This is a genomic window from Mesorhizobium sp. C089B (assembly GCF_030323125.1).
Taxonomy (GTDB): domain Bacteria; phylum Pseudomonadota; class Alphaproteobacteria; order Rhizobiales; family Rhizobiaceae; genus Mesorhizobium.
This window is the reverse complement of the sequence record NZ_CP100469.1, coordinates 2,664,688-2,676,784: the sequence shown is the minus strand read 5'-3', so window position 1 is coordinate 2,676,784 and position 12,097 is coordinate 2,664,688. Positions and strand designations below refer to the sequence as shown.

7 protein-coding genes are annotated in these 12,097 nt (G+C 60.1%); 4 read left to right on the top strand and 3 right to left on the bottom strand.

Going from position 1 to position 12,097, the window contains the following annotated elements:
- Positions 1-618: 618 nt before the first annotated feature.
- Positions 619-1,446 (bottom strand): non-homologous end joining protein Ku, encoded by an 828-nt coding sequence (ku, locus tag NLY44_RS33210; protein WP_023804857.1) that lies wholly within the window; start codon positions 1,444-1,446, stop codon positions 619-621.
- On the opposite strand from ku, the gene NLY44_RS33205 reads away from it, so the two are divergent.
- The 4 genes from NLY44_RS33205 to NLY44_RS13310 all read left to right on the top strand — a co-directional run bounded on the left by NLY44_RS33205 (position 1,345) and on the right by NLY44_RS13310 (position 11,350).
- On the top strand, positions 1,345-2,142 hold the full coding sequence (locus NLY44_RS33205) for a DUF6894 family protein (RefSeq protein ID WP_460221764.1): 798 nt from the start codon (positions 1,345-1,347) through the stop codon (positions 2,140-2,142). The two genes, ku and NLY44_RS33205, sit on opposite strands and share 102 nt — an antisense overlap.
- A 23-nt stretch (positions 2,143-2,165) precedes the next feature.
- Positions 2,166-2,786 carry a cysteine hydrolase family protein gene (locus NLY44_RS13320; protein ID WP_023687850.1) on the top strand — a complete coding sequence of 207 codons (621 nt, stop codon included), beginning with the start codon at positions 2,166-2,168 and terminating at the stop codon, positions 2,784-2,786.
- 449 nt (positions 2,787-3,235) lie between these two features.
- Positions 3,236-3,370, top strand: a complete 135-nt coding sequence (locus NLY44_RS13315) for a hypothetical protein (protein ID WP_280790991.1) — start codon at positions 3,236-3,238, stop codon at positions 3,368-3,370.
- A 183-nt stretch (positions 3,371-3,553) separates the two neighbouring features.
- Positions 3,554-11,350, top strand: a complete 7,797-nt coding sequence (locus NLY44_RS13310; RefSeq protein ID WP_286457766.1) for a HAMP domain-containing protein — start codon at positions 3,554-3,556, stop codon at positions 11,348-11,350.
- Between the two features lie 125 nt (positions 11,351-11,475).
- Here NLY44_RS13310 and NLY44_RS13305 read toward each other — a convergent pair whose 3' ends face one another.
- Positions 11,476-11,904: a GFA family protein gene (locus NLY44_RS13305; protein WP_156936373.1), complete on the bottom strand. Its 429-nt coding sequence runs from the start codon at positions 11,902-11,904 to the stop codon at positions 11,476-11,478.
- On the bottom strand, positions 11,897-12,073 hold the full coding sequence (locus NLY44_RS13300; protein WP_023744504.1) for a PCC domain-containing protein: 177 nt from the start codon (positions 12,071-12,073) through the stop codon (positions 11,897-11,899). Before NLY44_RS13300 ends, NLY44_RS13305 begins: the two co-directional genes overlap by 8 nt.
- Positions 12,074-12,097: the final 24 nt, after the last annotated feature.

Genomic DNA, 12,097 nt, shown 5'->3' with positions numbered 1-12,097 from the left:
CCAAATCCGTCAAGCATTCGGCGTAGCCAAATCCAGTCGCATTTCACTGGCGATCTTGAACCCGGCGGCGAGATAAACGCCTTTGCAGGAGGATGCCGGACCAAACCCGTTGTTCAGTCTGTCACCACGCCTCGCTTTGGCGGATCACGGTTCTCGTCCGGATTAGGAACTGGCACTTCGTCGGGAAGAAGATCCGGCTCAGGCTCGCGTATGTCCGGCGTCCACGTCGGCGCATCCACTGGCGGCTCTTCGGTTGGCTCTGGTTTGGGGGGCACATCTATTCTCCGGGTTTCGCTTGGGCGTGGGGTTCGGCCCGCCACAGGTCGCGCGTCGCCGCGTCTGGAGGCGAAAGGGTCTTTTCACACCCCATGTATTTTTACCGATGGCCGGCGGTCCTGGGGCTTGTCGGCGCCCGATCAGAGTCCTGCGTTCCGGCTCCTTTGAGCGCAATGTTGGCATCCGCTGCCTCTGACTCTTTGAGGACTGCCCTGTCGACGTTCTTGATCTCGGCCGTAAGGCATCGTCCTTGGTGGCCAACGGGCAACCGCGAGAATTGTTCCAAACGATTTAGGGGCGGCTGGGGCTGCTGTGCGGACCTTCTGGCTAGGCAGTTATCAACTATGCTGTCTTGCGTTTCGGTGAGGCTCTCTTTGTGGATCTCGCCAGCCCTTCCTGTTTGAGGCTCTTCTTCAGCACCTCAGCGAGGTTGATGACATTCTCCTGTGGCCTTGGTGCGGGGTTCGGCAGCTTCTTGCCTTTGCGCTTTGCATCGATCATGGCGATCAGCGCGTCTTCATAGGTGTCTTCAAATTTCGAGGGATCGAAGGTCGTCACTTTTTTGTCAATAAGCATGCCGGCGATTTCGAGCAGATCGGGGTCGTATTTCTGCTTGGCCAATCCATCGAACACAGTGCTTTCCGAAACCATTTCGTTGTGGTTGCGAAGCTCGGTCATCACCATCCCCTTGCCATAGGGCTGAATCAGCACTTCGCGGCCGCGCTGGTAGAGCACCACGCAGGATCGAGCGGCCACGCCCTTGTTCTTCATGGCATCGCGGATCACTCCGTATGCTTCGATTGCGGCGCCGTCGGCCGGGATCAGATAGTAGGGCTTCTCGAGATAGCGCGTATCGATATCGTCAATCGATACGAATTCGCCGACTTCGAGCGTGTGCTTCGACGTCAGCTTCAACGCCTTTATGTCGTCAGGTTCGATCTGGAGAAATTCGTCCTTTTCGATCTCGAAACCCTTCACCTGATCCGCTGCATCCACCAGCTTTCCGGTCTCCTCGTCGGCGTAGACGCTCCTGACCGGCAGACCGTCCTTGCGGTTCAAAATCTTGAAATGGATCTTGGATGCTTCGCTGGTTGCGCCGACAATCTTCACGCCGCAAGTAACCGAACCAACCTTCAAGAAGCCCTTCCAGGCAGCACGTGGCGCGGCCATTTTGCGCTTATCCCGTTTCCAGCTAGGGCAACGCGTTTCCGTTCGAATTGTTCCTGCGGCGGGGGCTCGGTGCACGTCAATGTCCGGCGGGGAAGTCCTGTCGGTCTCGACAGCCGGGCCGGCGCCTGCATCCGCAGGAACCGAAAGCGCACCATGAACATTGTCAGACACAGGCAGGAGAGTGTCATGCAAGTCGTTCGGACCGAAGTGGTGAATGCCAGGGCGCCAGACGGGCAGTCGGTTCGCCGGGTGATATTTTGCGGCGAGGGCGGCGACTGCGTTACGGTGGACATGGCAAACGTCGGGATACAAGCTGAAGATGACGTGCTTGCCCGCGCAAAGGCAATCCTGGTCCAGACAGCGACCTTTGATCTCGCAGCCAATGAATATGACGCGAGCAGCAACGGCAATTTCGACCAGGTCGAGATAACCTCTGCAAGCGACGGCGCCGGCGACGTATATGTCTTTGAGTATCGCGATGGCGAAACCAGCCGACGCATACCGCCGTCGAGGATGGCGAGCCTTGAGGCGGCCCGGTCCGAAGCTATCCGCTGCGCAATCGATCTTCTCGCCGACCTGCAGCCTGGCACGGACGCTCTGTCCGGCTGGCTTGTGAGGGTATCCAACGAAAACGGTGAATTGCTTTACACTGTTGATGTGGCTGAGGCCGATGCAGCGCGGCAGGCAGGCCAGTAACCCAAACCCGACGGAATCCACCAGTGGCCGCCCAAGGATTGATTCACGGACCAATAGGCGACGATGGCCTGCATCTGTGCGTCGACATGCAGCGCCTGTTTGCGCCGGGTGGACCTTGGCCCGTGCCGTGGGCTGAAAAGGTGGTCCCGGCGATCGAAGAACTGGTCGCCAGACATGCCAGCCGTACCCTGTTCACGCGCTTCATTCCTGCCGCCCGCCCGGGCGAGGCGCCGGGAATGTGGGCAAACTACTATCGTCGGTGGGCGGAGGTAACCCTTTCCAACATCGATCCGCGCCTGATCGAGCTGATGCCTCAACTTGCACGATTTGTACCGCCGGCGACGGTGGTCGACAAACATGTCTATTCGCCCTGGACCGAGGGGCGGCTCGACGCGCTGCTGAGTGGCTCCGGCGTGCGTGCGCTCGTGATCACCGGTGGCGAAACCGACGTTTGCGTTCTCGCGACCGTGCTTGGCGCCATCGATCGTGGCTTTCGCGTCATTCTCGTCACCGATGCCATCTGCAGCTCTGCCGACCAGACCCATGACGCACTGATGGAAGTCTACCATTCCCGCTTCAGTGAGCAGATTGAGGCGGCCAGCATGGCGGAGGTGTTGGAGTGTTGGCCACAACTCACTCGCTGATCTGGGGGGCTTCAAGTGAAAGGGCCGACAATCGTCATTCTGGTCGGGCGGACTGTTTCAGTTGGCGGACGGCACTACAGTGAACCGGAAAACGTATATGAACGGCACGATTGCCTGATCTGCTCGCTCGCGTGAATCAGTTTCTGGAAGCGTACAAAGCCTTGCAGAGCTATCGACAGCGCGGCCAACCGTCATAGAATGGACAGGATACAGCGCCGAAGACTCGATGCCGGCATCTAGCAATCTTTGCGAGACATCCGGCGCCTCTGCCGTCGGCCTTCCGCTGGGAGGGTGATTTGCTGAAAAGCGAAGTCATTGACCTTGAAACCTAGTCGCTGGCAATCGCGCTGACGACATTGTGTCGACGGCGTTTGCGGTCGATGGAATCCGCGCAAGTTTCCTGAGTGTCGCTGCGACGACGAGGAATTGTCGGGCTTATGGTCCATGCCATGTCCGGCAAGAAAATTGCCGTGAGCTTCGACCACCGGGTGGCTGCCTCGCCTTCCGAGTTGCGCAACGCAATTCATGCCTCTCTGGCAATGGCAAACGGCTATGACGTGTCGTGGTCGGCTGAAGCACGATAAATCCACAACCGCATCATGAAAATCCGGCGTTCAAACCAAGGCGCAACCGTCGGCCTGGAATTCACGGCACGATGGAACAAAATTGAAGATGCCGCGTTTGGGGTCTTGCGGCGCGATCCACCATTGGCCGCGGGGGCAACTTTATCCGTATAAATCCATAGGGCTGGGAGTGGCGCTGTGACCGTGCAGGCATCCAAGAAGCAATTGGACCGTCGAAGCATCCTGAATTCTCTGAAAGCCTTCCGGCGCGGCGATTTCTCCGTCCGCATCGACAATGTTTATGAAGGCCTCGATTCTGAGATAGCTGAGACTTTCAATGAGATCGCTGACCTCAACGACCAAGTGACGCGCGAGTTCGAGCGCTTGAGCCGGGTCGTCGGCAAGGAGGGGCGGATAGGCGAGCGCGGCCGGGTTCGCAATGCCACCGGCAGTTGGGAATCCAGTGTCCGTTCAGTCAATGATCTCATCGAAGACATGGTTCAGCCAACGGCTGAGGTTGCGCGCGTTATCGGCGCCGTCGCCAAGGGCGACCTTTCGCAGACCATGATGGTCGAAATTGATGGCCGACCGCTGCGCGGCGAATTCCTGCGCATCGGCAAGATCGTCAACACCATGGTCGGCCAGTTGGCCTCCTTCGCCTCTGAGGTGACGCGCGTGGCGCGCGAGGTCGGTACGGAAGGCAAGCTCGGCGGCCAAGCCCGGGTCAAGGGCGTCGCCGGCACGTGGAAAGATCTGACCGACAACGTCAACGCGATGGCCACGAACCTGACCGGGCAAGTGCGCAACATCGCGGAGGTTACGACGGCGGTCGCGTCGGGCGACCTGTCGAAGAAGATCACAGTCGATGTCAAGGGCGAAATCCTAGAACTGAAGAACACCATCAACACGATGGTGGACCAGCTTAATTCCTTCGCTTCGGAAGTGACGCGCGTGGCGCGCGAGGTCGGCACTGAAGGCAAGCTTGGCGGCCAGGCGCGCGTTGAGGGTGTTGGTGGTACGTGGAAGGATCTGACCGACAATGTGAATTCCATGGCCGAGAACCTGACTGGCCAGGTGCGCAACATCGCCGAAGTGACGACCGCGGTGGCTTTGGGCGACCTGTCGAAGAAGATTACGGTGGACGTGAAGGGCGAGATTCTCGAGCTGAAATCCACGATAAACACGATGGTGGACCAGCTGAATTCATTCGCGGGCGAGGTCACGCGCGTGGCACGCGAGGTTGGCACCGAAGGCAAGCTTGGCGGCCAGGCGCAGGTGCGCGGCGTCGCCGGCACCTGGAAGGACCTCACCGACAACGTCAACTCGATGGCCGAGAACCTGACCGGTCAGGTGCGCAATATCGCCGAGGTGACCACGGCGGTCGCGTCGGGCGATCTGTCCAAGAAGATCACGGTCGCCGTGCAAGGCGAAATCCTGGAACTCAAGGACACCATCAACACGATGGTCGACCAACTGAACTCCTTTGCCTCGGAAGTGACGCGCGTGGCACGCGAGGTCGGCACCGAAGGCAAGCTGGGCGGCCAGGCAGAGGTGAGGGGCGTCGGCGGCACATGGAAGGATTTGACCGACAACGTCAATCTCATGGCCGCCAACCTGACTGGCCAGGTTCGAAACATCGCAGAAGTCACCACCGCCGTGGCGCGCGGCGACCTGTCGAAGAAGATCACCGTCGACGTCAAAGGCGAGATCCTGGAGCTCAAGGACACCGTCAACACGATGGTCGACCAACTGAACTCCTTCGCCTCTGAGGTCACGCGTGTGGCCCGCGAAGTGGGATCGGAAGGCAAGCTTGGTGGCCAGGCGCATGTCGAAGGCGTCGGTGGCACCTGGAAGGATCTGACCGACAACGTCAACGCCATGGCCGGCAATTTGACGGTGCAGTTGCGTGACGTGTCGAAGGTGGCAACGGCCATAGCGACCGGCGACTTGACCCAGAAGATCACCGTCGACGCGCTGGGCGAGATCTTGCAGATCAAGGACGTCATCAACACGATGGTCGACCAGCTCAATTCCTTCGCTTCGGAAGTGACACGTGTGGCGCGCGAGGTCGGCTCCGATGGCAAGCTCGGCGGCCAGGCCCAGGTGCGCGGCATCGGCGGCACGTGGAAGGATCTGACCGAAAACGTCAACGCCATGGCGGCCAACCTGACCGGCCAGGTGCGCAACATCGCCGAGGTAACCACCGCCGTGGCGCTCGGGGACCTTTCGAAGAAGATCACCGTCGATGTCCGCGGCGAGATCCTGGAGCTGAAGGACACCATCAACACAATGGTGGACCAGCTTAATTCCTTCGCTTCGGAAGTCACGCGCGTGGCACGCGAGGTCGGCACGGAAGGCAAGTTGGGAGGCCAGGCGCAGGTGCGCGGCGTTGCCGGCACGTGGAAGGATCTCACAGACAATGTGAACTCGATGGCCGAGAATCTGACCGGCCAGGTGCGCAACATCGCCGAAGTCACGACCGCCGTGGCGCGCGGCGACCTGTCGAAGAAGATCACCGTCGATGTGAAGGGCGAAATCCTGGAGCTCAAGTCGACCATCAACACCATGGTGGACCAGTTGAACTCCTTCGCCGGCGAGGTCACCCGAGTCGCGCGTGAGGTTGGCACCGAGGGCAAGCTTGGTGGCCAGGCGCGCGTCGAAGGTGTTGCCGGTACCTGGAAGGACCTGACCGACAACGTCAACCTGATGGCGACGAACTTGACCAATCAGGTGCGCGGCATCGCCGATGTCGTGACGGCGGTCGCGCAAGGCAATCTCAGGCGCAAACTGACGGTCGACGCGAAGGGAGAGATCGCCCTGCTGGCCGACACCATCAACGGCATGATCGAGACGCTTGCCACCTTTGCCGACCAGGTGACCAACGTCGCCCGTGAGGTGGGCATCGAGGGTAAGCTCGGTGGTCAGGCGCGTGTGCCAGGTGCCGCCGGCCTCTGGCGCGACCTGACCGACAATGTCAATCAACTCGCTGCCAATCTGACCACCCAGGTGCGTGCCATCGCCGAGGTTTCGACGGCGGTGACCAAGGGCGATCTTACCCGTTCGATCAGCGTCGAAGCCTCCGGCGAGGTCGCCGCGCTGAAAGACAACATCAACGAAATGATCCGCAATCTGAAGGATCAGACGCTGAAGAATGCCGAGCAGGACTGGTTGAAGACCAATCTCGCCCGGTTTTCGCGCATGCTGCAAGGCGAGCGCGACCTTGCCACCGTCTCGCGGCTCATCATGTCCGAACTCGCTCCTCTGGTGAACGCCCAGTATGGGGTGTTCTACGTCACCAATCGCGACGAGGAGGAATCCTATCTTGAGCTGGCGGCTTCCTATGGCGCCGAGAGCAAGGCTGCCATCAAGCAGCGGCTTGATCTGCGAGAGGGCCTGGTTGGGCAAAGTGCCGCCGACAAGCGCGCCATCATGCTGGACAATGTGCCGCCAGAATTCCTTCGGGTCACATCTGGTCTTGGCAGCGCCTCGCCAGCCAATGTCATCATCCTGCCTGCCCTGTTCGAGGATGAAGTCAAAGCCGTCATCGAGCTCGCCTCGTTCGGCGAGTTTCGTGACACACACCAGTCGTTCCTCAACCAGCTCATGGAATCCGTCGGCATCGTTCTCAACACCATCGCTGCGACGATGCGCACGGAGGGCCTGCTCAAGCAGTCGCAACTGCTGACGTCGGAATTGCAAGCGCGTCAAACCGAGCTGACAAAAAAGCAGGAAGAGCTGCATGCGACAAACGAGGAGCTGCAGGAAAAGGCGCAGCTGCTCGAGAACGAAAAGAAGCAGGTCGAAAACAAGAATCTCGAAATCGAGATGGCGCGACGCGCGCTGGAGGAAAAAGCCGAGCAACTGGCGCTCACGTCGAAATACAAATCCGAATTCCTGGCCAATATGAGCCACGAACTGCGCACGCCGCTCAATTCGCTGCTCATTTTGTCAAACCTGCTGGCGACCAACCAGCACGGCAACCTCAACGAAAAACAGGTAGAGTTCGCCCGCACCATCAATTCGGCAGGAACCGATCTTCTCAGCCTCATCAACGATATCCTCGATCTGTCGAAGATCGAGTCGGGCACTGTTTCCATCGACATCAACGATATGCCGGTGACGCATCTTCGCCAGCATATGGAACGAACTTTTCGTCAGCTGGCAGCCGACAAGGGACTTGGCTTCACCATCAAGGTCGATCCGGCGCTTCCCGACACGGTCCGCACAGATGAGAAACGCTTGCAGCAGATTGTCCTCAACCTGCTTTCCAACGCATTCAAATTCACCTCGGAAGGCGAGGTCAGCCTGAACTTCCGGGTTGAAAAGGCCGGCCGCCGCAATGGCGCGACGCAGCCGGTGAAGGCTCTCGCGATCGCCGTCACCGACACCGGCATTGGCATTCCAGAAGACAAACAGAAGCTGATTTTCGAGGCCTTCCAGCAGGCCGACGGCACCACCAGCCGCAAGTATGGCGGCACCGGCCTTGGGCTCTCGATCAGCCGCGAGATCGCTCGCTTGCTTGGCGGCGAATTGCGGGTCGAAAGCACGCCGGGCAAGGGGTCGACATTTACCCTCATCATCCCGTTCGACGGCCCCCGCGTGACGACAGTACAGTCGACCTTGGCTCCGGCGGCGGAGGCGGTTGCTGCGACAGCTCTGCTCAGCAGTCCGCCCTCGGCAGAGCTGATCGACGACCGCGATTCAATCCTACCCACCGATCGGATCGTGTTGATCGTCGAAGACGATCCGACCTTTGGCGGGTTGCTGCTTGGCCTCGCCCGGTCGGCCGGGCTGAAAGGCGTTCTGTCGACTGCAGGTTCCGGCACGCTGGCATTGGCCCGCAAGCTCGTTCCCGACGCAATCACACTTGATCTCGGACTTTCGGATATCGATGGCTGGGTGCTTCTCGATCTGCTGCGGCATGACCAGAAGACGAGGGGAATTCCTATCCATGTCATCTCGGGTGCCGAAGACATCGACAGTCTCGCACGCAAGGGGGCGTCCAGCATTTCCACCAAGCCCGTTTCCTCGGACGAACTGATGAAGGTGTTTCAGGATATCCACTCGAAGAAGCTCCGCGTTCAGCGCCGCGTTCTGGTCGTGGACCCTGACCCGGAGCGGCGTCTGGCTCTGGTCGAGGCAATCCGCGACGGCGTAACGTCGGTCACCGCGATCGGTCGTGTTGCGGCAAATGCAGAAGACGTTGGCCTCGCCTTCTATGATGCCGTCGTGCTCGGCTTTGGACGCTCCGCCAAGGACAACGCAAAGGCGCTGGACGAGATCACCGGCCAATTCGGCGAAGCCTTGCCGCAGCTGCTGTTCTTTACACCTCACCCGGACGCGCTTGAACAGGTACTGGCATTGAACCCGGCCTTGGCGGAAGCACCGCGGGCGGAGAACTTCGCTCAATTGGCGCTGCATATTTCGGCAACGCTGCCGGGAGAAGGTCGCCAAGAGGCCTGGGCAGGAACTGAACACAACGGCAAGTCCGATCTCGCCGGGGCGAAAGTTCTCATCGTCGACGACGACATTCGTAACATTTATTCGCTCACGAGTGTTCTGGAGACCTATGACATACAGGTTCTGCATGCCGAGCGGGGCCGTGATGGCATCGCGCTTCTTGAACAGGCGCCCGATGTCGACGTGGCATTGATCGATATCATGATGCCGGAGATGGACGGCTACGAGACGATGCGGCGGATTCGCGGCACACCGGCGATTGCTCATATCCCGCTGATTTCCGTCACCGCAAAGGCGATGAAGGGGGATCGGCAAAAATGTCTGGATGCCGGGGCTTCCGACTACATCGCCAAACCCGTCGATCTGGATCTCCTGCTGGCGCTGCTTCGTGTCTGGATCGGACGTGCCCGATCCCGTGTCGAGAGCCCGGAAAAATTCTCCTGGCAGCGAACTGACGGCCGTTCGATGCAAAAGCTGGCAAGAAACAGGGTAAGGAAACTTGAGGTGGCAGCTCTTGCCGAAGGGCCGGCAAGAGCCCGTATCCTGGCGGTGGACGACGATGAGCGCAATCTGCTGGCGATCAGCGAAGTGCTCGCGACTATCGGAGAGGTCATCTGCGCCCAATCGGGCGAAGAGGCTCTGCGCTTTTTGCTGAAAGAGGAGTTCGCCGTCATTCTCCTGGATGTCCTCATGCCAGGGTTGGACGGGTATGAAACGGCCGCACTTATCCGCCAGCGCGAGCAATCCAAGCGCACCCCAATCATCTTCTTGACCGCCATCAACAAGGAGGATGCGCATATGCTGCGCGGCTATGATGCCGGCGCGGTCGACTATGTGTTCAAGCCATTCGATCCGATCATGCTGCGTTCGAAAGTCGCGGTTTTCGTCGAACTCCACGAGAAGACGCTCGAGATCCAGCGCAAGGCGGAGGTCGAGCAGGGACTATTGGCGCAGGCGTTGCAGGCGCACAAGGACAAGCTTCAGGCCGAACGCGCGCTGCGCAGCGCCGAGCAACGGCAGGATGCCATCCTGAATTCGTTGCCGGTCTGCTTTCATGCTCGGGCAGCCGAGCCACCCTTCGCGGCGCGCTTTGTTACGGAGGGCGTCGAGCGCTTGACCGGCTTTGCGCCTGAATACCTGACATCGGATCCGGAGTTCGGTCTCAACCGCGTTCATCCCGACGACCTGCCGCGATTGAAGCAAGCGCTGCTGGCGGCCAAAACCACCGGCTCCTATACGTGCGAGTTCCGCTGGCATTGCGCCAATGGCGAGTATCGCATTTTTCTCGACCAGGGCGTGATGTCGGACGGGTCAGATGGCCGTGAACCGGAAATTATCGGCACATTGCTTGACATCACGGAGCGGCGCGGTCTTGAGGATCAGCTGCTTCAATCCCAGCGCATCGACGCTATCGGCAAGCTAACCGGCGGCCTGGCGCATGATTTCAACAACCTGCTCGCCGCAATTCTCAGTGGGTTAGGGCTGCTTGAACGCCGGGCTACGTTGGATGATCAGGCGCAACAGGTACTCGACCTGACGCGGCGTTCTGCAAAACAAGGCGCTGACCTTGTCGCGCGAATGCTGGCATTCTCGCGGCGCCAGACCCTGAAGCCGGAAGCGGTGCGCCTTGCTGCGCTGGGCGACACGATGAACGGATTGGTGGCGCCCGTGCTGGGGGGGTTGATCCGTTTCGACTGGCAGATCGATGACACGATCTGGCCGGTGCATGTCGATGCAGGCCAACTTGAATTGGCCTTGATGAATCTGGTTTTCAACGCGCGTGACGCCATGCCCTCTGGCGGGACAATAACCGTGCATGCGCAGAATCGATCGATCGGGACGCCAACAGAGGATATTCCGCCGGGCGACTATGTCATGATCGCCGTCAAGGACACCGGATCCGGCATACCCCCCGATCTTGTCGCCAAGGTCGTCGAACCGTTCTTCACCACCAAGCCGGTCGGTAAGGGAACGGGCCTCGGCCTCAGCACGGTCTACGGCTTCATGAAGCAGTCAGGTGGGACACTTCGCATAGAAAGCGTCGTTAACCGCGGAACTACCATGCAACTCTGGCTGCCACGATCGACCGAACAGCCGGTCGATCCTGTGGTGGAACCCGACATTGAACGAGCGTTCGCCGATGCCGGGATGGAGCACCCATCAATCCTCCTGATCGATGACAGCCATGTTTTGCGGCAATTGACCGCCGAGTCCCTTCGCCAACGTGGTTTCGAGGTGACCTGCGCGGGAGGAGGGGCGGAGGCGCTGGCCATGATGGAGCGCACTCCCGACGAGTTCGACGTCATTATCACCGACTTCGCCATGCCACTCGTATCCGGCGTCGACGTGATCCGCTTCGCGCGCAATTTGCGCTCGGACTGGCCAGCGGTCATGATCACGGGCTATGCCGATGCCCGGGAGATTGCCGATCGGCCGGCCGACGTGCCCTTGCTCGGCAAGCCCTTCCGCGACGAGGATCTGTTCGAAGCGATTTTCCTCGCGATAGAGAATGCGGCCCCCCAAAGGATCAAAACCGGCTAGCGCTTAGGGCTTGTCGACGGTCTGGCCACGTCGGCAGGCCGGGCAGATCGAGACCGCACTTTCGGGGCACGGCGACAAGGGCCGCATTCCTGATCGGCAATCTAGGTCATTCGCAACAGGCGGCGCTACCAGCGCTCCTCGGTGTCGCGGTCCGGTAGGTCTATTCCGCAGCACACCCAACCAAGGCGCTGCGCTGAACCGTAGTTGTACCGAGGCACCAGGTGAGCCGGATCATCGAAGGTACCGACGTGCAGCGCGATCTCGGTTGGCGACGCGTCGTAGCAAAGGCTGAGCGGCGACCCGCATTCTGGGCAGAAGCCTCTTTGCGCGATCGGCGAAGACCTTCGATATGTTGGCGTTCCGGAATTCCAGCTCAGGCTTTGGCAGGGCATCCAGGCAAGAACTGCAAACGCGCTGCCGGTCGCTCGTCTGCACATATCGCAGTGGCAGTAGTGAACCCTCGGTTCGATCCCGGCGCTGAATCGGATCCTGCCACAGAGACATCCGCCATGGATGGCCAAGGAGCCGGGCAGGCGCTTGCCAACCTCACGCATTAAGATCGATCAAGGCGGCGCCGAACGCTCCGATCGCAGTCAAAGAGGCACTGCCGAGGTTTTGGTCGGTTGCGAAGGCTGTCAGCGCGCCGAAGCCTTCGTCGCCGAGGTCGAGCACCACGACGAAAATTCTTTGCCCGCTGACCTGATTGACGAGCTTGGGTTTCATCGCGCTCCGAACCTGTTGCGGGGC

Coding starts and splice junctions, on each gene's coding strand:
- NLY44_RS33205 (WP_460221764.1), top strand. CDS start 1,345: ATGGATCTTGGATGCTTCGCTGGTTGCGCCGACAATCTTCACGCCGCA.
- ku (WP_023804857.1), bottom strand. CDS start 1,446: ATGGCCGCGCCACGTGCTGCCTGGAAGGGCTTCTTGAAGGTTGGTTCG.
- NLY44_RS13315 (WP_280790991.1), top strand. CDS start 3,236: ATGTCCGGCAAGAAAATTGCCGTGAGCTTCGACCACCGGGTGGCTGCC.
- NLY44_RS13305 (WP_156936373.1), bottom strand. CDS start 11,904: ATGCGTGAGGTTGGCAAGCGCCTGCCCGGCTCCTTGGCCATCCATGGC.
- NLY44_RS13300 (WP_023744504.1), bottom strand. CDS start 12,073: ATGAAACCCAAGCTCGTCAATCAGGTCAGCGGGCAAAGAATTTTCGTC.